At 44.6% G+C, this 19289-nt stretch carries 30 protein-coding genes and 3 pseudogenes; all 33 read right to left on the bottom strand.

The genetic code is table 11. The features are described from left to right. Positions 1 to 14: 14 nt before the first annotated feature. Positions 15 to 389: a 50S ribosomal protein L17 gene (gene rplQ / locus L0M13_RS00355; protein WP_052654065.1), complete on the bottom strand. Its 375-nt coding sequence runs from the start codon at positions 387 to 389 to the stop codon at positions 15 to 17. Positions 390 to 437: 48 nt separating this feature from the next. Continuing rightward, complete coding sequence (locus L0M13_RS00350; RefSeq protein ID WP_052654068.1) at positions 438 to 1382, bottom strand: DNA-directed RNA polymerase subunit alpha; 945 nt, start codon at positions 1380 to 1382, stop codon at positions 438 to 440. A 130-nt stretch (positions 1383 to 1512) separates the two neighbouring features. Next, positions 1513 to 1902 carry a 30S ribosomal protein S11 gene (gene rpsK / locus L0M13_RS00345; RefSeq protein WP_052654071.1) on the bottom strand — a complete coding sequence of 130 codons (390 nt, stop codon included), beginning with the start codon at positions 1900 to 1902 and terminating at the stop codon, positions 1513 to 1515. Between the two features lie 25 nt (positions 1903 to 1927). Beyond that, the gene (gene rpsM, locus L0M13_RS00340; RefSeq protein ID WP_052654076.1) at positions 1928 to 2293 is read right to left on the bottom strand and encodes a 30S ribosomal protein S13; all 366 of its coding nucleotides are present in this window, start codon (positions 2291 to 2293) and stop codon (positions 1928 to 1930) included. Between the two features lie 23 nt (positions 2294 to 2316). Beyond that, positions 2317 to 2430 carry a 50S ribosomal protein L36 gene (gene rpmJ / locus L0M13_RS00335; protein WP_006828951.1) on the bottom strand — a complete coding sequence of 38 codons (114 nt, stop codon included), beginning with the start codon at positions 2428 to 2430 and terminating at the stop codon, positions 2317 to 2319. A 37-nt stretch (positions 2431 to 2467) separates the two neighbouring features. Next, on the bottom strand, positions 2468 to 2686 hold the full coding sequence (gene infA / locus L0M13_RS00330; RefSeq protein WP_006828950.1) for a translation initiation factor IF-1: 219 nt from the start codon (positions 2684 to 2686) through the stop codon (positions 2468 to 2470). 416 nt (positions 2687 to 3102) lie between these two features. Further along, positions 3103 to 3756 (bottom strand): adenylate kinase, encoded by a 654-nt coding sequence (locus L0M13_RS00325; RefSeq protein WP_235197819.1) that lies wholly within the window; start codon positions 3754 to 3756, stop codon positions 3103 to 3105. A 60-nt stretch (positions 3757 to 3816) separates the two neighbouring features. Then, positions 3817 to 5112, bottom strand: a complete 1296-nt coding sequence (secY, locus tag L0M13_RS00320; protein WP_235197818.1) for a preprotein translocase subunit SecY — start codon at positions 5110 to 5112, stop codon at positions 3817 to 3819. Continuing rightward, the gene (rplO, locus tag L0M13_RS00315; RefSeq protein ID WP_052654087.1) at positions 5112 to 5552 is read right to left on the bottom strand and encodes a 50S ribosomal protein L15; all 441 of its coding nucleotides are present in this window, start codon (positions 5550 to 5552) and stop codon (positions 5112 to 5114) included. Before rplO ends, secY begins: the two co-directional genes overlap by 1 nt. A 34-nt stretch (positions 5553 to 5586) precedes the next feature. Next, on the bottom strand, positions 5587 to 5769 hold the full coding sequence (gene rpmD / locus L0M13_RS00310) for a 50S ribosomal protein L30 (protein WP_235197817.1): 183 nt from the start codon (positions 5767 to 5769) through the stop codon (positions 5587 to 5589). 14 nt (positions 5770 to 5783) lie between these two features. Continuing rightward, complete coding sequence (gene rpsE / locus L0M13_RS00305) at positions 5784 to 6284, bottom strand: 30S ribosomal protein S5 (RefSeq protein ID WP_052654093.1); 501 nt, start codon at positions 6282 to 6284, stop codon at positions 5784 to 5786. Positions 6285 to 6304: 20 nt separating this feature from the next. Next, positions 6305 to 6667, bottom strand: a complete 363-nt coding sequence (rplR, locus tag L0M13_RS00300) for a 50S ribosomal protein L18 (RefSeq protein ID WP_235197816.1) — start codon at positions 6665 to 6667, stop codon at positions 6305 to 6307. Positions 6668 to 6700: 33 nt separating this feature from the next. Further along, positions 6701 to 7240 (bottom strand): 50S ribosomal protein L6, encoded by a 540-nt coding sequence (rplF, locus tag L0M13_RS00295; protein ID WP_235197815.1) that lies wholly within the window; start codon positions 7238 to 7240, stop codon positions 6701 to 6703. Between the two features lie 30 nt (positions 7241 to 7270). Further along, entirely contained in the window at positions 7271 to 7669 is a 399-nt protein-coding gene (rpsH, locus tag L0M13_RS00290; RefSeq protein ID WP_052654104.1) for a 30S ribosomal protein S8, read from the bottom strand. Between the two features lie 29 nt (positions 7670 to 7698). Further along, complete coding sequence (gene rpsN, locus L0M13_RS00285) at positions 7699 to 7884, bottom strand: 30S ribosomal protein S14 (RefSeq protein ID WP_006828941.1); 186 nt, start codon at positions 7882 to 7884, stop codon at positions 7699 to 7701. 19 nt (positions 7885 to 7903) lie between these two features. Next, a complete protein-coding gene (gene rplE, locus L0M13_RS00280) occupies positions 7904 to 8443 on the bottom strand; it encodes a 50S ribosomal protein L5 (protein WP_036803924.1) in 540 nt (179 codons plus the stop codon). Between the two features lie 27 nt (positions 8444 to 8470). Further along, positions 8471 to 8782 carry a 50S ribosomal protein L24 gene (rplX, locus tag L0M13_RS00275; protein WP_235197814.1) on the bottom strand — a complete coding sequence of 104 codons (312 nt, stop codon included), beginning with the start codon at positions 8780 to 8782 and terminating at the stop codon, positions 8471 to 8473. A gap of 35 nt (positions 8783 to 8817) precedes the next feature. Further along, positions 8818 to 9186, bottom strand: a complete 369-nt coding sequence (gene rplN / locus L0M13_RS00270) for a 50S ribosomal protein L14 (RefSeq protein WP_052654106.1) — start codon at positions 9184 to 9186, stop codon at positions 8818 to 8820. 47 nt (positions 9187 to 9233) lie between these two features. Then, positions 9234 to 9497 (bottom strand): 30S ribosomal protein S17, encoded by a 264-nt coding sequence (gene rpsQ, locus L0M13_RS00265; protein ID WP_052654109.1) that lies wholly within the window; start codon positions 9495 to 9497, stop codon positions 9234 to 9236. Between the two features lie 24 nt (positions 9498 to 9521). Continuing rightward, on the bottom strand, positions 9522 to 9722 hold the full coding sequence (gene rpmC, locus L0M13_RS00260) for a 50S ribosomal protein L29 (RefSeq protein WP_052654121.1): 201 nt from the start codon (positions 9720 to 9722) through the stop codon (positions 9522 to 9524). Continuing rightward, on the bottom strand, positions 9712 to 10146 hold the full coding sequence (gene rplP / locus L0M13_RS00255) for a 50S ribosomal protein L16 (protein WP_052654124.1): 435 nt from the start codon (positions 10144 to 10146) through the stop codon (positions 9712 to 9714). The genes rpmC and rplP overlap by 11 nt, the downstream gene beginning before the upstream one ends. 1 nt (position 10147) lies before the next feature. After that, positions 10148 to 10804 carry a 30S ribosomal protein S3 gene (rpsC, locus tag L0M13_RS00250; protein WP_235197813.1) on the bottom strand — a complete coding sequence of 219 codons (657 nt, stop codon included), beginning with the start codon at positions 10802 to 10804 and terminating at the stop codon, positions 10148 to 10150. 3 nt (positions 10805 to 10807) lie between these two features. Continuing rightward, positions 10808 to 11149 carry a 50S ribosomal protein L22 gene (rplV, locus tag L0M13_RS00245; protein ID WP_052654130.1) on the bottom strand — a complete coding sequence of 114 codons (342 nt, stop codon included), beginning with the start codon at positions 11147 to 11149 and terminating at the stop codon, positions 10808 to 10810. Between the two features lie 19 nt (positions 11150 to 11168). Beyond that, positions 11169 to 11447 (bottom strand): 30S ribosomal protein S19, encoded by a 279-nt coding sequence (rpsS, locus tag L0M13_RS00240; protein WP_006828932.1) that lies wholly within the window; start codon positions 11445 to 11447, stop codon positions 11169 to 11171. Between the two features lie 60 nt (positions 11448 to 11507). Further along, positions 11508 to 12338: a 50S ribosomal protein L2 gene (gene rplB, locus L0M13_RS00235; protein ID WP_235197812.1), complete on the bottom strand. Its 831-nt coding sequence runs from the start codon at positions 12336 to 12338 to the stop codon at positions 11508 to 11510. A 48-nt stretch (positions 12339 to 12386) separates the two neighbouring features. Further along, entirely contained in the window at positions 12387 to 12671 is a 285-nt protein-coding gene (gene rplW / locus L0M13_RS00230; protein ID WP_235197811.1) for a 50S ribosomal protein L23, read from the bottom strand. Then, entirely contained in the window at positions 12671 to 13294 is a 624-nt protein-coding gene (rplD, locus tag L0M13_RS00225; RefSeq protein ID WP_052654139.1) for a 50S ribosomal protein L4, read from the bottom strand. The genes rplW and rplD overlap by 1 nt, the downstream gene beginning before the upstream one ends. 28 nt (positions 13295 to 13322) lie before the next feature. After that, a pseudogene (gene rplC, locus L0M13_RS00220) lies at positions 13323 to 13951 on the bottom strand (50S ribosomal protein L3). 49 nt (positions 13952 to 14000) lie between these two features. Then, positions 14001 to 14309, bottom strand: coding sequence for a 30S ribosomal protein S10 (gene rpsJ / locus L0M13_RS00215; protein ID WP_033542800.1), 309 nt, complete (start codon positions 14307 to 14309; stop codon positions 14001 to 14003). Between the two features lie 255 nt (positions 14310 to 14564). Then, complete coding sequence (locus L0M13_RS00210; RefSeq protein ID WP_235197810.1) at positions 14565 to 15890, bottom strand: Na+/H+ antiporter family protein; 1326 nt, start codon at positions 15888 to 15890, stop codon at positions 14565 to 14567. 234 nt (positions 15891 to 16124) lie between these two features. Beyond that, positions 16125 to 16714: pseudogene (gene leuD / locus L0M13_RS00205) on the bottom strand (3-isopropylmalate dehydratase small subunit). A gap of 19 nt (positions 16715 to 16733) precedes the next feature. Then, positions 16734 to 18152 (bottom strand): annotated as a pseudogene (gene leuC / locus L0M13_RS00200) (3-isopropylmalate dehydratase large subunit). Between the two features lie 18 nt (positions 18153 to 18170). Beyond that, complete coding sequence (gene leuB / locus L0M13_RS00195; RefSeq protein ID WP_235197809.1) at positions 18171 to 19271, bottom strand: 3-isopropylmalate dehydrogenase; 1101 nt, start codon at positions 19269 to 19271, stop codon at positions 18171 to 18173. Positions 19272 to 19289 lie beyond the last annotated feature (18 nt).

Here is a 19289-nt window from a genome sequence, read left to right as displayed (position 1 = left end):
CCCCGTAATTCAAATTAAACTAATTCAATAATGACAATCGGTGCGCCGTCTCCGCGACGAGGCCCCATTTTCATGATGCGCGTGTAACCGCCTTGGCGTTCTGCGTAGCGTGGAGCAACGTCATCAAACAATTTTTGCAAAGCAAAGATTGTGTTTTCGTTACCTTCAGCGTCCGTAGATGTTACTAGCTCACGACGAATATATGCTGCAGCTTTACGGCGTGCATGGATATCTCCACGTTTACCAAGCGTAATCATTTTTTCTACAGTTGAACGCACTTCTTTCGCACGAGCTTCAGTCGTTTGAATGCGTTCGTGTACGATTAAGTCTGTTGTAAGGTCACGTAATAGTGCTTTACGTTGAGAACTTGTACGTTGAAGCTTTCTCATTGAAGTTTCCCTCCTTTGTTGAATAGTTCGGATCAGAATTTAAGGCAATCAGTCTTCTTTGCGAAGGCCTAGTCCTAAATCTTCCAACTTCACTTTAACTTCTTCTAGTGATTTGCGTCCAAGGTTGCGGACTTTCATCATGTCGTCTTCCGACTTGCTTGCCAGTTCGTGTACCGTATTGATACCCGCACGTTTCAAGCAGTTGTAAGAGCGAACCGAAAGATCAAGTTCTTCGATTGTCATTTCCAAGACTTTTTCTTTTTGGTCTTCTTCTTTTTCAACCATGATTTCAGCCGTTTGTGCCTCATCAGTCAAACCAACGAAAATGTTTAAGTGCTCAGTGAAAATTTTTGCCCCAAGTGCAATTGCCTCTTTTGGACCAATGCTTCCATCTGTCCAAACATCAAGAGATAATTTATCGAAATTAGCGAGTTGACCTACTCGTGTATTTTCAACTTGGAAATTAACGCGTGAAACTGGAGTGTAAATAGAGTCAATCGGGATAACGCCGATCGGAAGATCTTCACGTTTGTTCTGATCTGCACGGGCATATCCGCGGCCTCTGTTCGCATACATGCGCATACGGAGATGGCCACCTTTAGCGATTGATGCAATATATAGATCCGGATTCAGAATTTCCACGTCACTATCGTGAGTGATATCTGCAGCCGTAACCGTTCCATCACCTTTAACATCAATTTCAATGACTTTTTCTTCGTCAGAGTAAATTTTAAGAGCCAGTTTCTTTATGTTCAAAATGATTGACGCAACATCTTCTTCTACACCTTCAACAGTGGAGAATTCGTGCAACACACCATCAATTTGAATTGAAGTAACAGCAGCGCCTGGTAAAGATGAAAGTAAGATTCGACGTAAGGAGTTTCCTAAAGTGGTTCCATATCCACGCTCAAGGGGTTCAACAACAAACTTGCCAAATTTGGCATCGTTGCTGATCTCAACCGTTTCAATCTTTGGTTTTTCTATTTCGAGCATTCATTTTACCCTCCTTCAAAACGTCGGTGTTTTTTCGTTTCATCAAGAATTCGATAGTCACAGACTTTCGTTACGATTTAGATCCATCCAGCAAGTCGTGATGTTCAAAAATCCCATTCAGAATTAACGATTACACGCGACGGCGTTTAGGCGGACGGCAACCGTTATGAGGAACTGGAGTTACGTCTCTGATTGCAGTAACTTCTAGTCCAGCAGCTTGAAGTGCACGAATTGCAGCTTCACGGCCTGAACCAGGACCTTTAACAGTAACTTCTAAAGTTTTAAGACCATGTTCGATTGACGTTTTAGCAGCGGTTTCTGCAGCCATTTGAGCAGCGAAAGGTGTAGATTTACGTGAACCTCTAAATCCTAGAGCACCAGCGCTTGACCATGATACTGCGTTCCCTTGCATATCTGTAATCGTAACAATTGTGTTGTTAAATGTTGAGCGGATGTGAGCAATACCTGATTCGATATTCTTTTTCACACGACGCTTACGAGTTTGTTGTTTACGTGCCATGTTAAGAAGAAACCTCCTTTACTGATTATTTTTTCTTGTTAGCTACAGTTTTACGAGGACCTTTACGCGTACGCGCATTGTTCTTCGTATTTTGTCCGCGAACTGGAAGTCCACGGCGGTGGCGGATACCTCGGAAGCTAGCAATTTCCATCAAACGTTTGATGTTCATTGAAACTTCACGGCGAAGGTCACCTTCAATTTTGTATTGATCCAATTGTTCACGGATATTGTTCAACTCGTCTTCAGTAAGATCGCGTACGCGAGTATCTTCTGAGATACCAGCTCCTGCAAGTACTTTCTGAGCAGTAGTTTTACCAACACCGAAAATGTATGTTAATGAAATAACAACGCGTTTGTCGCGCGGAATATCAACACCAGCAATACGTGCCATGTGTATGATGCACCTCCTTCTTATTAGCCTTGTCTTTGTTTATGTTTCGGATTTTCACAGATTACCATTACTTTACCGTTTCTGCGAATAACTTTACATTTTTCGCAGATCGGTTTCACAGATGGTCTCACTTTCATCTAACCCAACCTCCTTAGTAGTCCGGAGTGCAAAAGATTATTTAAAACGGTATGTGATACGACCGCGTGTTAAATCGTAAGGAGAGAGTTCCACTGTAACTTTATCTCCTGGCAGAATGCGGATGAAGTGCATGCGGATCTTGCCAGATACATGCGCAAGAATCGTATGGCCGTTCTCCAGTTCCACTTTAAACATCGCGTTAGGCAAAGTCTCAACGACTGTTCCTTCGATTTCAATTACATCGTCTTTCGCCATCGACCCAGTCTCCCTTCTGTATACAAATCAGGTTCTCATCTTCAAACAGTATTTGCTGATTGAATAATAGTATTCATTCACCAGGAATGCATGAGTGACAGTTGAAAGACAGTCTCCGAGTTCCGCTTTCCGCATAGCAGCGAATAGGGGGTAATCCGGTTAAGCCAGTCTGCCTCATGAATCCTCGACCGCCCGGACTGCCTAGGATGAGTTCCAAACCCGTTACACAGATGCTTCCACGAAACCCATTATACTATTTCCAGTGCGGGATTGCACGGTTCAGACATGGTCTGGAGCAATCTGCACCGGATTTCATATAACCAGGCATTTTATGCTTTTGCAGCTCTCGAAAATTCATATCTCCGGTGCTCCTTAAAGCCACATGGAGGCAACTAACTGCGCCCGGCGCCGAAGATTTAGCCTCGGTCGCCCTTTAGAAGAGCATCAATGTCAGCAAATACTTTTTGAATGTCCTGCTGTCCATTTATATTTTTCAACACGCCTTTGCTTTCATAGAAATCAAGAAGCGGCTGAGTTTGTTGGATATTTACTTCTAAACGGTTTGTGACGGTTTCTGGATTGTCGTCTGCACGTTGGTAGAGTTCGCCGCCATCTTTATCGCACACGCCCTCAACTTGAGGAGGATTGAAAATAAGATGGTAAGCTGTTCCACAAACTTTACAGATACGGCGACCCGTTAATCGTTTGACAAGTTCGTCTTGTTCAACTTGGATGTTTACGACATGCTCGATTCTTTTGCCGAGATCGACAAGAAGAGATTCCAGCGCTTCAGCTTGTGGGACTGTACGCGGAAAGCCGTCTAATAGAAAGCCTCCTGCACAATCCGCAGCGCTAAGACGCTCACGGACGATACCGATAGTCACTTCATCAGGTACTAATGCACCCTTATCCATGAACGATTTTGCTTCCAAGCCTAGTTCCGTTCCGCCTTTGATAGCAGCGCGAAACATATCACCTGTAGAAATATGAGGGATGTCGTACTTCTCAACAATTTTGTCTGCTTGAGTACCTTTGCCGGCACCAGGCAGACCCATTAATACGATATTCATACGTTTGCCCCCTCAGACAATTGGACAAGGAACGTCTTCACGTTCCTAAGCGCCCATTGATTATTTCATAAAGCCTTTATAATGACGTTTAACAAGCTGAGATTCCAGTTGTTTCATTGTCTCAAGTGCTACACCTACGACAATCAGAAGACTCGTTCCGCCAATTTGTGCCGATTGGGGCAAGCCCGCAAGGTTGATGAAGAAAATTGGCATTACGGCAATCAGTGCCAAGAAGATAGCGCCGACAAATGTTAAACGGTATAACACACTTGTTAAATAATCTTGCGTATTTTTACCCGGACGGATTCCTGGAATATAAGCACCTTGCTTTTTCAAGTTGTCCGACACGTTTTCAGGGTTAACCTGAATGAATGCATAGAAGTAAGTGAATGCCACGATCAAAGCGACATAAATGATCATGCCGACCGGACGCGTGTAATCAAATGTATTCTGGATTGCATCCGTAAACGCGTTGGCACCAAAGAAAGAAGCGATGGTTTGCGGCGTAATGATGAACGCCACTGCGAAGATTACCGGGATAACTCCGGCCGCGTTTACTTTCAAAGGCAAATGCGTCTGTTGTGCACTCGTTGTTTGGCCACGGCCAGCAACTCGTTTTGCATACTGAATTGGAATTTTGCGCAGCGCTTGCTGAACATAAATAACCAATACGGTAACAGCAACAACTGCTAATGCAAGCAACGCCATGATAGCGATATTGATTGGAAGCTGATCGCCAGCCCCTTCAATTTGCTGTGCATATAATTGGTTGATAGCTCCAGGTATTGCAGCGACAATCCCAGCGAAGATGATAATCGAAATACCGTTCCCCACACCTTTTGCCGTAATCTGCTCACCAAGCCACAGTAGAAATGCTGTACCGCCAGTTAAGACAATCGCAATTACCACATAGGTCATAATCGAGTCATCTTGAATCAAAGAGCCACCATAAATTTGGTTAAACCCATAAGACATTCCAATCGCTTGGATAAAGGCTAATACAATTGTGAAGTAGCGAGTGAATTGAGCAAGTTTCCGTCTTCCGACTTCTCCTTGTTTCGCCCACTCAGCAAATTTCGGTACAACATCCATCTGCAATAATTGCACGATGATCGATGCTGTAATGTATGGCATAATTCCCATTGCTAAAATCGAAAAGTTAGCAAGGGCGCCACCACCGAAAGTATTTAAGAATCCAATCAAGCCAGCTTGATCGGTAGCTTGCAGTACATCCGCATCAACATTCGGTACCGGAATGAAAGTTCCGATACGGAAAATGATGAGCATCAGTAATGTAAAGATGATTTTATTTCGAATATCAGTCACGCGCATAAAATTGGAGATTGTCTGAAACATTAAAGCACCTCAGTTTGTCCGCCAGCAGCTTCGATTGCTTCCTTAGCTGATCCAGAGAATTTGTGAGCTTTAACAGTCAATTTTTTCTCTAAGCTTCCGTTACCAAGAATCTTGATACCTGAACGTTCGTTGCTCACGACACCTGATTCGATTAACAATGCAGGTGTAATTTCTGTGCCTTCGTCGAAACGGTTCAATACATCAAGGTTCACAATAGCGTAGTCTTTACGGTTAATGTTCGTAAATCCACGTTTAGGCAAACGACGGAACAATGGGTTTTGTCCACCTTCAAATCCAGGACGAACTCCGCCGCCTGAACGTGCGTTTTGTCCTTTATGACCTTTACCTGCTGTTTTACCAGTACCTGAACCGATACCGCGTCCGATACGCTTTCTAGAACTGCGTGAACCTTCTGCTGGTTTTAATTCATGAAGTTTCATGTGGTTTGGCACCTCCTTCTATAGAAATCAGGGATTAAACTTCTTTGATAGTTACTAAGTGAGCGACTTTAGTGATCATACCACGGATAGCGGCATTATCTTGCTGCTCAACTGTTTGATGCATTTTACGCAAGCCCAAAGCTTGAACAACTTTACGTTGTCCTGGTTTTGAACCGATTACTGATTTTGTGAGGGTAATTTCTAGTTTAGTAGCCATGTAATTTTCCCTCCTTATCCTAATAGCTCTTCTGTAGTTTTACCGCGAAGTTTTGCAACTTCATCAGCGCTCTTCAGTTGAGTTAAACCGTTAATAGTAGCACGTACCATGTTGATTGGAGTGCTTGAACCTAGAGATTTAGACAAGATGTCTTGTACTCCAGCTAATTCAAGTACCGCACGAACAGGTCCGCCTGCAATAACTCCAGTACCAGGTGAAGCTGGTTTGATAAGAATTTGGCCTGCACCAAAACGACCAGTTACTAAGTGTGGAGTTGTACCTTTAACCATAGGTACTTCGATTAAGTTTTTCTTCGCATCTTCAATAGCTTTACGGATTGCATCTGGAACTTCTTGTGCTTTACCAGTACCAAAACCGACTTTACCATTTTTGTCGCCTACAACAACTAATGCGGAGAAACGGAAACGACGTCCACCTTTTACAACTTTCGCTACGCGGTTAATCGTAACTACGCGTTCTTCAAGTTCAAGTTTGTTTGGATCAATACGACGCATGAAATGTGTCCCTCCTTCTTTTAAAATTGTAAACCGTTTTCACGTGCTGCTTCTGCAAGAGCTTTGATACGTCCGTGATATAAATAACCACCGCGGTCGAAAACGATTGAGTTTAAGCCTTGTTCAGTTGCACGTTTAGCGATTGTTTCGCCGATTTTTGCAGCAGCTTCCAAGTTGCCAGTAGATTCGCCTGTGAAATCTTTTTCCATAGATGAAGCACTAACAAGTGTAACGCCGTTTGTATCGTCGATCAATTGAGCGTAAATGTATTTATTTGAACGGAATACGTTTAAACGTGGGCGTTCTGCTGTACCCGTAATTTTAGAACGTACGCGTGCATGACGTTTTTTACGAGATGCGTTTTTATCGAGTTTCGTAATCACTGAGGTCACTCCTTTCAGCCTGCCTAAGCAGCATTATTTACCTGTCTTACCTTCTTTGCGGCGAACAACTTCACCTTCATAACGAATACCTTTGCCTTTATATGGCTCTGGCGGACGTGTTTGACGGATGTTTGAAGCAAGAGCTCCAACGCGTTCTTTATCGATACCTTTTACAACGACCTTCGTGTTAGCAGGAACTTCAACTTGAACTCCTTCTTCCGGAGTAAATTCTACCGGGTGAGAGTATCCAACGTTAAGAACTAGCTTCTGGCCTTGTAATTGTGCACGATAACCGACACCGACTAATTCAAGCGTACGCTCGAATCCTTCTGAAACTCCTTGAACCATGTTCGCTAACAAAGCACGAGTTGTACCGTGGATTGTGCGGTGTTCTTTCGAATCTGAAGGACGTGTCGCTGTTAGTACGTTTTCTTCTACTGTAATTGCAATATCTTTATTGAAAGTACGAGTTAACTCGCCTTTAGGGCCTTTTACAGTTACGACGTTATTGTCAGCAATAGTGATCGTAACGTTAGCAGGAACCTCAATTGGTTTTTTACCTACACGTGACATTCTGTTGCACCTCCATTCGTTTGTTGTTTATTACCAAACGTATGCTATGATTTCTCCGCCGATTTTTTTCGCGCGGGCTTCTTTATCAGTTACCAAACCTTGTGATGTAGAGACTAAAGCGATACCAAGACCGTTTAGTACACGTGGCACCTCATCAGTTTTAGCATATACACGTAGTCCTGGTTTAGAAATACGTTTCAAACCAGTAATAACGCGTTCGTTGTTAGCACCGTATTTTAAGAAAATGCGGATCATGCCTTGTTTGTCATCCTCAACGTACTCAACGTCACGAACGAAACCTTCACGCTTAAGAACTTCAGCGATCTCTTTTTTCACATTAGAAGCTGGAAGCTCTAATTTCTCGTGACGAACCATGTTCGCATTACGGATGCGTGTCAGCATATCTGCAATCGGATCTGTCATTGTCATTACATTTACCTCCTTCCCAAATTAGGGGATTACCAGCTGGCTTTTTTCACGCCAGGAATTTGTCCCACATATGCAAGTTCACGGAAACAAATACGGCAAAGTTTAAATTTGCGTAATACTGAATGCGGACGTCCGCATCTTTCACAGCGTGTGTACTCTTGTACTTTAAACTTTGGCGTGCGTTTTTGTTTTGCGATCATAGATTTTTTAGCCACGTTTACGCCTCCCTCATATTTACTTTTGGAACGGCATTCCGAATTGTGTTAATAACTCACGAGCTTCTTCATCAGAGTTCGCAGTTGTTACAATTACGATGTCCATACCGCGTACTTTCGAAACTTTATCATAATCGATTTCAGGGAAGATTAACTGTTCTTTCACACCAAGTGTGTAGTTGCCGCGGCCGTCGAAAGATTTCTTCGAAACCCCACGGAAGTCACGAACACGTGGAAGTGAGATAGCAATCAATTTATCCAGGAAGTCATACATACGCTCTCCGCGTAGTGTAACTTTACATCCGATTGGCATACCTTCACGAAGACGGAAGCCAGCGATAGATTTCTTAGCTTTAGTAATAACTGGTTTTTGACCAGTGATCGTTTGTAATTCTTCAACAGCTGAGTCAAGTGACTTAGTGTTTTGGACAGCCTCGCCCACACCCATGTTGATAACGATTTTATCAACTTTCGGTGTTTGCATTACTGATTTATATTCAAACTTGCTCACTAGAGCAGGAGTGATTTCATTCACATATTTTTCTTTTAGGCGGTTCATGTGTGTACCTCCCTTCATTCAGGAATTTTATTTATCTAATTTTTCACCGGATTTTTTTGCAACACGAACTTTTTTACCATCTTCAACCTTGTATCCTACACGAGTCGGCTCGCCGGATTTAGGGTCAAGTAACATAACGTTAGAAACGTGAATTGCTGCTTCTTGGCTGACAATTCCACCTTGTGGGTTTGCCTGGTTCGGTTTTGTATGCTTCTTGATGATATTGATACCTTCAACAAGCACGCGGTCTTTCTTAGGTAGAGCAGATAAAACAACACCTGTTTTGCCTTTGTCTTTACCTGAGATTACCTTAACTGTATCGCCTTTTTTAACATGCATTCTGTCGCACCTCCTTGGTATGGCACATTGATTTATTAAAGAACTTCAGGAGCAAGTGAAACGATCTTCATGAAACTGTTGTCGCGTAGTTCGCGTGCAACAGGTCCGAAAATACGTGTTCCGCGTGGACCTTTGTCGTCACGAATGATAACACATGCATTTTCATCAAATTTGATGTAAGTACCGTCTTTACGGCGAGCTCCGCTTTTCGTGCGAACGATGACAGCCTTAACGACTTCACCCTTCTTAACAACGCCACCTGGTGTTGCTTTCTTCACGGTACAAACGATTACGTCACCGATGTTTGCAGTCTTACGACCAGAACCACCAAGTACTTTAATCGCTAGTACTTCACGAGCACCCGAGTTGTCTGCAACTTTTAAACGACTTTCCTGTTGGATCACTTAGGTTACCTCCCTTCGGAATTTCTTAGGTTCCGAAATTATTTAAATTAGATAATAACCGCTTTTTCTACAATTTCCAATACGCGGAAACGTTTAGTAGCTGATAGCGGACGAGTTTCCATGATGCGAACGATGTCGCCCATTTTAGCTTCGTTTTGCTCATCATGAGCCTTAAATTTCTTAGAGTATTTTACACGTTTGCCATAAAGTGCGTGCTTCTTTTGAGTTTCAACCATTACTGTAACGGTTTTGTCCATTTTGTCAGACACAACACGGCCTGTGTATACTTTGCGTTGGTTACGCTCAGTCATACTTGCAAACCTCCTCTCGAATTATCAGTTAGTTCCACTGATTTCTCTTTCATGAATCACAGTTTTCATACGGGCAATCGCTTTACGTACTTCGCGGATGCGAGCAGTATTTTCTAATTGACCAGTAGCCAATTGGAAGCGAAGGTTGAAAAGCTCTTCTTTCAGTGATTTCACTTTTTGTTCGATTTCAGCAGTGGTTAAGTCACGGATTTCTTTAGCTTTCATTCGATTCACCACCAATTTCTTCGCGTTTTACGAACTTCGTTTTGATCGGAAGTTTGTGAGATGCAAGGCGCAATGCTTCGCGTGCCACTTCTTCTGATACTCCTGCAAGTTCAAACATAATTTTACCTGTTTTTACTACTGCTACCCAGCCTTCAGGTGAACCTTTACCGGATCCCATACGAACCTCAAGAGGCTTTTTCGTATATGGCTTATGTGGGAAGATTTTAATCCAGACTTTACCGCCACGTTTCATGTAACGAGTCATGGAAATACGTGCTGCTTCGATTTGGCGGTTAGTGATCCAAGATGATTCCAAAGCTTGGAGACCAAATTCACCGAATGCGATTTCTTTGCCGCCTTTAGCTTCTCCGCGCATCTTGCCACGGTGCTCACGACGATATTTAACGCGTTTAGGCATTAACATATTATTTGCCTCCTTCCTCAGATTTCTTCTTAGTTGGAAGGACTTCACCGCGGTAGATCCATACTTTTACGCCAAGTTTGCCGTAAGTAGTGTCTGCTTCAGCATGTGCATAGTCGATATCAGCACGAAGCGTATGGAGCGGAACAGTACCTTCACTGTAGTGTTCAGCACGCGCAATGTCAGCGCCGCCTAGACGTCCAGATACTTGAGTTTTGATCCCTTTAGCGCCAGAACGCATAGTGCGCTGGATTGCTTGTTTTTGTGCACGACGGAAAGACACGCGGTTTTCCAATTGACGTGCTACACTTTCAGCAACTAGTCTCGCATCAAGGTCAGCTCTTTTGATTTCAATGATGTTGATGTGTACACGCTTGCCAGTCATTGTGTTAAGTTGCTTGCGAAGTACTTCTACTTCAGAACCACCTTTACCAATTACCATACCTGGTTTCGCAGTGTGAATTGTTACGTTTACACGGTTTGCAGCGCGTTCGATTTCAACTTTAGAAACTGAAGCTTCTTTCAAACGTGCTTCGATGTATTCACGGATTTTAATATCTTCGTGAAGAAGTGTCGCATAGTCTTTTTCAGCGTACCATTTTGACTCCCAGTCACGAATGATTCCGATACGCATCCCGATTGGATGTATTTTTTGTCCCACGAATTATCCCTCCTTCTTCTCAGATACCACTAGTGTGATGTGGCTTGTACGTTTGTTGATTGCGCTTGCGCGTCCCATTGCACGTGGACGGAAACGTTTCAATGTTGGACCTTCATCAACGAATACTTCGCTGACGATCAAGTTATCCAGGTTCATTTCGTAGTTATGTTCAGCGTTCGCAGCTGCAGATTTTAGTAACTTCTCAACAACAATAGATGATGCTTTCGGAGTATGTTGTAAAATCGCAACGGCTTCGCCAATTTGCTTGCCTCGGATTAAATCTACTACTAAACGGACTTTACGAGGAGCAATACGTACTGTTCTAGCGACAGCTTTTGCTTGCATGGGGAAATCCTCCTCTCAATTAACGTCTTGTTTTCTTATCGTCTGCACCATGGCTTGCGTATTTGCGTGTTGGAGCAAATTCACCAAGTTTATGGCCTACCATATCTTCTGTTACGTATACGGGAATGTGTTTGCGACCATCGTAGACTGCAATTGTTTGTCCGATAAATGTCGGGAAAATTGTAGAACGGCGAGACCACGTTTTAATCACTTGTTTTTTCTCAGAGTCCTTTTGTGCTTCAACTTTTTTCATAAGATGATCATCAACAAAAGGTCCTTTTTTCAAGCTGCGACCCATTTGGGATCCTCCCTTCGTGATTGCACCACGGCTCTTTTGGCGAACCGCAGCGGAATCAAATTATTTTTTACGACGACGCACGATGAACTTGTCTGACTTGTTCGTTTTCTTGCGTGTTTTGTATCCAAGAGTTGGTTTGCCCCATGGAGACATTGGTGATTTACGTCCGATTGGCGAACGTCCTTCACCACCACCGTGTGGGTGATCGTTAGGGTTCATTACAGAACCACGAACTGTTGGGCGATTGCCCTTCCAGCGGTTACGTCCTGCTTTACCAATGTTGATCAATTCGTGTTGTTCGTTACCAACTGCACCGATAGTAGCACGGCAAGTAGCAAGGATCATGCGAACTTCTCCTGATTGCAAACGTACAGTTACGTATTTGCCTTCTTTACCAAGCACCTGAGCTGAAGTTCCTGCAGAGCGTACTAATTGTCCGCCTCCACCTGGTTTCAATTCAATGTTATGGATTGTAGAACCCATTGGGATGTTTGATAGTGGCAAAGCGTTACCCGCTTTGATATCAGCTTCTACGCCTGACATGATCTGCGTTCCAACTTCGATTCCTTTAGGAGCCAAAATGTAACGTTTTTCACCATCAGCATAATGAATCAATGCGATGTTTGCAGAGCGGTTTGGATCGTACTCGATTGTAGCAACGCGTCCTGGAATGCCATCTTTGTTACGTTTGAAATCGATGACACGGTATTGACGTTTGTGTCCACCACCGTGGTGGCGTACAGTGATTTTACCTTGGTTATTACGGCCGCCTTTACGCTTCGTCGGTTGCAAAAGCGATTTTTCTGGCTTGTTCGTAGTGATTTCAGCGAAATCCGAAGTTGTCATGTTACGACGACCGTTTGTGGTAGGTTTATATTTTCTAATCCCCACGTTGTGTCCCCTCCTTCTTTTATTAGTTCCTAAAAGAACTTATGAGAATTAAATCTCGAATAATTCGATGTCTTTAGATTCAGCAGTCAATTTAACGATCGCTTTGCGGCGTTTGTTAGTGTATCCTGCGTGTTTGCCCATGCGTTTGAATTTCCCTTTGTAGTTCATGATGTTGACTTTCTCAACTTGAACTCCGAAGATTTCTTGAACTGCATGTTTAACTTGTGTTTTGTTAGCGCGAGTGTCCACTTCAAAAGTGTACTTCTTATCTGCCATTACTTCAGAAGAACGCTCAGTAATGACCGGACGCTTTAAAATATCACGTGCTTCCATTAACTAAGCACCTCCTCTATTTTTTCTATTGCTGCTTTTGTCATAACAACTTTGTCATGTCCAAGCAAGTCTAAAACGTTGATGCCAGTCGCTGCTACCACTGTCATACCTTGGATGTTGCGAGCAGATAATGCTACGTTTTCATCCGGGTCAGCAGTTACGAACAAAGCTTTTTTACCGATTGAAAGATCTGAGATCAATTGAGTAAATGCTTTTGTTTTTGGTGCATCGAAAGTCAAACCTTCAAGTACCATCAATTTTTCTCCAACTACTGTTGATGAAAGTGCAGAGCGTAAAGCTAAGCGACGGACTTTCTTAGGTAATTTATAGCTGTAGCTGCGTGGTGTCGGTCCGAAAACGATACCGCCTCCGCGCCATTGTGGTGAACGGATAGAACCTTGACGCGCACGTCCAGTTCCTTTTTGGCGCCATGGTTTTTTACCGCCGCCTGCTACCTCAGAACGATTTTTTACTTTATGGTTACCTTGACGAAGTGAAGCGCGTTGAGCGATTACAGCGTCAAATAACACGGCTTCATTTGGTTCGATACCGAATACGAAATCATTCAATTCGATGTCGCCCACTTGTGAACCTGTTTGATTTAATAAAGCTACTTTAGGCATTCCTGTTTCCTCCTTTCATTTAAAAATATTATTTCGCTTTAATAGCCGATTTTACTCGGATAAGTGCTTTGCGAGATCCAGGAACATTACCTTTGATTAGAAGCAAGTTACGATCCGTATCAACTCGTACGATTTGCAAGTTTTGGATTGTAATTGTTGTTCCACCCATTTGACCAGGTAATTTCTTCTGTTTGAATACACGGTTTGGAGCAACCGGACCCATTGATCCAGGACGACGGTGGTAACGTGAACCGTGAGCCATTGGCCACGTGATTGTCCGTGGCGTTTAATAACACCTTGGAAACCTTTACCTTTTGTTGTACCTGTGACATCTACTACATCGCCTTCTGCGAATACATCTACTTTGACTTCTTGACCAACCTCGTAATCAGCTAAGTTTACATTGCGAAGTTCGCGAATGAAGCGCTTAGGAGCAGTGTTCGCTTTTGCTACGTGTCCTTTAGCAGGTTTGTTAGAAAGTTTTTCGCGCTTATCTTCAAAACCTAACTGGATCGCTTCGTAGCCGTCAACCTCAACTGTTTTCTTTTGAAGTACTACGTTTGGAGCAGCTTCAATTACAGTTACAGGGATTAAATCACCGTTCTCAGCAAAAACTTGCGTCATACCGATTTTTCTACCTAAGATTCCTTTGGTCATGTTGTCACACCTCCTGATAATATTTGTGTTTTTCTATTTCGTTTACCGATTAAAGTTTAATTTCAATGTCTACGCCGGACGGTAAATCCAGTTTCATTAACGCATCCACAGTTTGTGGTGTTGGGTTAACGATATCGATTAGACGTTTGTGTGTGCGCATTTCAAATTGCTCACGAGAATCTTTATAGATGTGGACTGAACGCAAGATTGTGTAAACCGACTTTTCAGTTGGCAACGGGATTGGACCCGATACACTTGCACCTGAACGTTTAGCTGTTTCCACAATTTTCTCTGCAGACTGATCTAGAATTCTGTGATCATATGCTTTTAAACGGATACGAATTTTTTGTTTTGCCATTATTTTCCCTCCTTTTCGCCTATTTTTTGATAGACATTCTCCACGAAAATTTTCTGCACACTCGCCATGGCAAAGCGGCCGGGTGTATCAGTAACCTCTCGCTTCATCGCAGTCAAAGACCAACATTCACCATTATACAAAAGAAAAAAGAATTCCGCAAGTGTTTCCACGAAATTCTTTTCAATTCGCTTTTATTAGTATAACAGGATTTCTTGAGAGTTCAACACATACGATAATAGTCCGAACATTTTAATCTTAAGCCAGTACCATGACGGCCATCCAGCCGAAAATTACGAGCGGAATATTGCAATGAAGGAAGGTTGGAACGCATGTATCCCAGATATGGTTATGCTGTCCGTCCGCGTTCAGCCCGGCAGTCGGCCCGAGCGTCGAATCGGATGCCGGTGATCCTGCGTCTCCAAGCGCACCCGCTGTGCCGATCAAAGCGATGATGGCAATCGTTGAAAATCCGAACTCCATGCTGAGCGGCACAAAGATGGCTGCAATGATCGGAATGGTGGCAAACGATGAACCGATGCCCATCGTGACGACTAAGCCGACGATCAGCATCACGAACGCCGCGATTCCTTTATTGCCTGCGAATAAATCCGCGACGCTTTCAACGAGCGGCTCGATCGCTCCCGTCGCTTGGATGACGGAAGCAAAGCCGTTCGCTGAAATCATGACGAAGCCGATGAATGCCATCATCCGCATGCCCGCTGTCAGCACTTCATCCGCTTCGCGCCATTTCATCGCCCCGAATAGATAAAGGACGACGATACCGGCAAGCGCTCCAATGAGCATCGAGTCTGTTTCAATCTGTCCGTACAAAGCAGCAGCGAGCGCAAGGATCGTCACCGCAATATCTTTCTTCGAAGCCGCTTTGTTTGGAGTTTCTTCTATAATACTTGTTGTCGGTTCATTATAGTCCCGAGGTTTGCGATACGAGATGAAAACCGCCACCGCCAAACCGATGGCCATGCCCCCTACTGGAATCGCCATCGCTTTCGGAATGTCTGCCATATCGATCGGCAAGCCCGCAAGACCCATTTGCTTTTCAATGATTTCATGGAACAGTAAACCGAAGCCGTAAGGCAATAAAATATAAGGCGCGGTCAAACCGAATGTCAGCACAGAAGCAATCAGGCGGCGATCGATCCGCAGCTCGTTTAAAATGTGCAAAATCGGCGGAACCAATAAAGGAACAAAAGCGATGTGGATCGGAATAAGGTTTTGGGAAAAGATCGCCATGACAAGCAAAGCCAAAATGATCAGCGCTTTCGCCAAGTTTTGCCGCGTTGCTTCTCCTTCTTTATTGACCAGCTTCAAGACGCCGTTCACGAGAAGCTCTGGAATTCCGGTTCTTGAAATGGCCACCGCGAACCCGCCGAGCATAGCGTAGCTGAGAGCAATCGTCGCACCTGCTCCTAATCCATTGGTAAACGATGTTACGGTATCCATAAATGATAAACCGCCGCTGACCCCACCTGCGAGCGCTCCGATCAATAAGGCAAAGACCACATTGACCCGCAGCAAGCTCAACACAAGCATGACCAGGACGGCAACTAGTACTGCATTCATAATATTATCTCCTTTAGTTTGCTAAAGCGTTAAAGCGTACACTTTAAATTAACAAATCTTTGCTGGCCTTGTCAACACGAAATGCCTCTACTCCTTAATGAAGAAAAAATCTGAAAATCTTGCGGTCCCCTTTAATCTTAGTAATCCCTTTTTCGGACACACAAAAACCCTTCATTCCATTCATGAAGGGTTTCACTGTATAACTATTTGTCTTTTTGGAGCCAATTTTATTAGCTACGCTTGCTGTTGTTTTTGCTCATACGCGGCAATATACGAATCGTACTGGATGGTCAATGCGATTTCGTCCCATCCTTTTAACAGCATTTCTTTCCAATACGGATCAATCGAAAAAGCATAACGGCTTCCGTCTTGGCCCGTGACTGTCTGCTCTTCTAAGTTGATGTCCAACCGGAAAACTTCTTGCTGCCCTTTTCGGATCAATTCATCCACTTCCTGTTCACCTAAGCGAATCGGCAAGATGCCGTTTTTCACGCAATTATTATAGAAGATGTCCGCATAACTCGGTGCAATGACCACTCGAAAACCATAATCGAGAATCGCCCACGGGGCATGTTCACGTGAAGATCCGCAGCCGAAATTCTCTTGCGCAACTAGAATTTCAGAGCTTTGGAAACGCGGTCATTCAATACAAATTCTTGGATCGGCGAGCCATCCGGGTGGAACCGCCAATGGTAAAATAAATACTTGCCGAAGCCGGTGCGCTCAATGCGCTTCAGAAACTCTTTTGAAATGATTTGGTCGGTATCAACGTTTTTACGGTCAAGCGGGGTCATGACGCTTGTGATTTTATTGATCGGTTCCATTTTATTGCCTCCTTGTCTCTTACGCTGTCGGTACAGGTTCTCTCATATACTTGCGGACGTCGGTCAAATGCCCTTCAATCGCCGCTGCCGCTGCCATTACTGGACTGACTAAATGCGTCATCGACCCGGCGCCTTGGCGTCCTTCGAAATTCCGGTTTGAAGTAGAAGCACAACGCTCTCCAGCCGGCACAGCGTCATCATTCATCGCCAAGCACATGCTGCAGCCCGTTTCCCGCCATTCAAATCCGGCTTTTAAGAAAATCTGATCCAGCCCTTCCGCTTCTGCAGCCTCGCTTAACCGATTCAGAACCCGGCACCACGATCGCCGTGACCGAAGGATGAACCTTTTTGCCGGCAATGATTTCACTTGCAGCACGCAAATCCCCGATCCGGGCGTTTGTACAAGATCCAATAAAAACATGCTGGATTTCAATCGAAGCTAACGGCGCGCCTTCTTCAAGCTGCATGTAAGCTAAAGCCTGTTTAAGCGCTTCCTGATCTGCCGGGTCTTCGTAGTCTTTTGCATAAGGAACGTGCTCTGCAATTCCAGATCCCATCGACGGGTTCGTGCCCCATGTAACGAAAGGAGAAATTTCATCCGCATGAATGGTGCGCGTTACATCGTATTCTGCACCTTCATCTGTCGCCAGCGCTAACCATCCTGCCGCCGCTCTGTCAAACGCCTCTCCTTGCGGCACATGTCTGCGCCCTCTCATGTACTCAATCGTCGTTTCATCGGGGCTAATCAAGCCGGCACGTGCTCCCGCTTCAATTGACATATTGCAGATGGTCATGCGCTCTTCCATCGAAAGCCGTCGGATCGCTTCACCTGTATATTCCACGATATGGCCCGTTCCCATATCGACGCCGTATTTTGAAATGACCGCTAAAATTATATCTTTTGCAGAAACCCCATATCCAAGTTCTCCGTCAATGCGGATCTGCATCGTTTTCGGCTTTGATTGCCATAGCGTTTGAGTGGAAAGCACATGTTCGACTTCGCTCGTACCGATGCCGAACGCAAGCGCCCCAAAAGCCCCGTGCGTCGACGTATGGCTGTCGCCGCAGACAATCGTTTTCCCCGGCTGCGTCAATCCCAATTCCGGTCCGATAACGTGTACAATTCCTTGGTCTGGATGATTGATGCCAGCAAGCGGAACACCGAACTCTTCGCAGTTCTCCTGCAAAGTCTTGATTTGCTTGCGGAAATCGGATCAGTGATCGTCTCCCGGTTCCGCGTCGGCACGTTATGGTCCATCGTTGCAAAACATAGATCCGGGCGGCGTACTTTCCGCCCATTCAACCGCAGCCCTTCAAACGCCTGAGGAGAAGTCACTTCGTGCAATAAATGAAGATCAATATAGAGAAGGTCCGGCTTCCCTGCTTCTTCAAAGACAATATGTTGTTCCCAAATCTTTTCAATAATCGTTTTTGCCATTTTAACCGCTCCTCTTACTTAGACATATGAATACATGATGTGTTCTGACACCAATTCGCGCTCTAGCTCTTCGATCACTTTCTCAACAAACCGTTCGGTTGAAACGACGCGCTTTCCTGTACCTGATAAGTCCCCTGTGCAATAGCCGTCTTCCAAAACGCTCATGACAGCTTCTTCGATTGCCGCCGCTTCTGTCTGCATTCCGAACGAATGGCGCAGCATCATCGCCGCTGACAAAATAGCTGCGGATGGATTGGCTTTATTTTGTCCGGCAATGTCCGGTGCCGATCCGTGTACCGGTTCGTAAAGGCCGAAACCATCTGAGCGTACACTTGCGGATGGCAGCATGCCAAGTGACCCCGTGATCACCGAAGCTTCATCGCTCAAGATGTCCCCGAACATATTTTCCGTCACCATGACATCAAATGCCCGCGGGTCGGTGATTAACTTCATCGCAGCTGAATCGACTAGCATATGCTCCACTTCAACATCTGGATAGAATGCCTTGCGTTCTTCTACGACTTCTCTCCAAAGTTTGCTCGTCTCCAGTACATTCGCTTTATCGACCGACGTCACTTTCCCTCTTCGGCCGCGTGCAATTTCAAATGCCTGATCCACAATCCGCTCGATTTCCTTTCGGGTATATACAAGCGTATCCACCGCTGCTTTTTCTGTCCGGCGTTTCGGTTCCCCAAAATACAAACCGCTCGTCAACTCACGGACAATCACCATATCCACTTCTTTCGCCACTTCCTCCTTTAATGGAGAAGAGCCAAGCAACGCAGGCACAGCTTTGACCGGGCGGATATTCGCGAATAAATCAAAATGCTTCCGGATATTCAGCAATCCTTTTTCCGGACGCTGATGCGCAGGTTTCTGATCCCATTTCGGACCTCCGACAGCACCAAGGAGAATCGCGTCGCTCGCCTCGCATGCTGCGATGGTTTCATCCGGAAGCGGTGTCTCATGCGCATCTACAGCACTGCCTCCGATCAACGCGTGCTTCAAATGAAAAGTATGTCCATAACGCATTGCAATGGATTGCAGCACTTTTACTGCCGCTTCTGTTACTTCTGGTCCGATTCCGTCTCCTGGCAATACCGCTATTGTTTTTTTCATTTTAAATTCCTCCTCTTT

Origin of the sequence: Planococcus sp. 107-1, from assembly GCF_021513255.1 — a bacterium.
GTDB lineage: Bacteria > Bacillota > Bacilli > Bacillales_A > Planococcaceae > Planococcus.
The sequence above is the reverse complement of the archived record's forward strand: the minus strand, read 5'-3'. Positions and strand labels throughout refer to the sequence as shown.

Bases quoted from the DNA above. Each gene is read 5' to 3' on its own strand.
- rplO (WP_052654087.1), bottom strand. From the start codon at position 5,552: ATGAAACTTCATGAATTAAAACCAGCAGAAGGTTCACGCAGTTCTAGA.
- leuB (WP_235197809.1), bottom strand. From the start codon at position 19,271: ATGAAAAAAACAATAGCGGTATTGCCAGGAGACGGAATCGGACCAGAA.
- rpsE (WP_052654093.1), bottom strand. From the start codon at position 6,284: ATGCGTCGTATTGATCCAAACAAACTTGAACTTGAAGAACGCGTAGTT.
- rplE (WP_036803924.1), bottom strand. From the start codon at position 8,443: ATGAACCGCCTAAAAGAAAAATATGTGAATGAAATCACTCCTGCTCTA.
- rplV (WP_052654130.1), bottom strand. From the start codon at position 11,149: ATGCAAGCAAAAGCTGTCGCTAGAACAGTACGTATTGCTCCTCGTAAA.
- rpsS (WP_006828932.1), bottom strand. From the start codon at position 11,447: ATGGGTCGCAGCTTGAAAAAAGGACCTTTTGTTGATGATCATCTTATG.
- infA (WP_006828950.1), bottom strand. From the start codon at position 2,686: ATGGCGAAAGACGATGTAATTGAAATCGAAGGAACAGTCGTTGAGACT.
- L0M13_RS00325 (WP_235197819.1), bottom strand. From the start codon at position 3,756: ATGAATATCGTATTAATGGGTCTGCCTGGTGCCGGCAAAGGTACTCAA.
- rpsH (WP_052654104.1), bottom strand. From the start codon at position 7,669: ATGACAATGACAGATCCGATTGCAGATATGCTGACACGCATCCGTAAT.
- rplF (WP_235197815.1), bottom strand. From the start codon at position 7,240: ATGTCACGTGTAGGTAAAAAACCAATTGAGGTTCCTGCTAACGTTACG.
- rplP (WP_052654124.1), bottom strand. From the start codon at position 10,146: ATGTTAATGCCTAAACGCGTTAAATATCGTCGTGAGCACCGTGGCAAG.
- L0M13_RS00350 (WP_052654068.1), bottom strand. From the start codon at position 1,382: ATGCTCGAAATAGAAAAACCAAAGATTGAAACGGTTGAGATCAGCAAC.
- rpsM (WP_052654076.1), bottom strand. From the start codon at position 2,293: ATGGCACGTATTGCTGGTGTTGATATTCCGCGCGACAAACGCGTTGTT.
- rplD (WP_052654139.1), bottom strand. From the start codon at position 13,294: ATGCCTAAAGTAGCTTTATTAAATCAAACAGGTTCACAAGTGGGCGAC.
- rpmD (WP_235197817.1), bottom strand. From the start codon at position 5,769: ATGGCTACTAAACTAGAAATTACCCTCACAAAATCAGTAATCGGTTCA.
- rpmJ (WP_006828951.1), bottom strand. From the start codon at position 2,430: ATGAAAGTGAGACCATCTGTGAAACCGATCTGCGAAAAATGTAAAGTT.
- rplW (WP_235197811.1), bottom strand. From the start codon at position 12,671: ATGGAAGCACGTGATATTTTAAAGCGTCCGGTCATTACTGAGCGTTCT.
- rpsK (WP_052654071.1), bottom strand. From the start codon at position 1,902: ATGGCACGTAAACAACAAACTCGTAAGCGTCGTGTGAAAAAGAATATC.
- rpmC (WP_052654121.1), bottom strand. From the start codon at position 9,722: ATGAAAGCTAAAGAAATCCGTGACTTAACCACTGCTGAAATCGAACAA.
- rpsJ (WP_033542800.1), bottom strand. From the start codon at position 14,309: ATGGCAAAACAAAAAATTCGTATCCGTTTAAAAGCATATGATCACAGA.
- L0M13_RS00210 (WP_235197810.1), bottom strand. From the start codon at position 15,890: ATGAATGCAGTACTAGTTGCCGTCCTGGTCATGCTTGTGTTGAGCTTG.
- rplQ (WP_052654065.1), bottom strand. From the start codon at position 389: ATGAGAAAGCTTCAACGTACAAGTTCTCAACGTAAAGCACTATTACGT.
- rplX (WP_235197814.1), bottom strand. From the start codon at position 8,782: ATGCATGTTAAAAAAGGCGATACAGTTAAGGTAATCTCAGGTAAAGAC.
- rpsQ (WP_052654109.1), bottom strand. From the start codon at position 9,497: ATGACTGAGCGTAACCAACGCAAAGTATACACAGGCCGTGTTGTGTCT.
- secY (WP_235197818.1), bottom strand. From the start codon at position 5,112: ATGTTTCAGACAATCTCCAATTTTATGCGCGTGACTGATATTCGAAAT.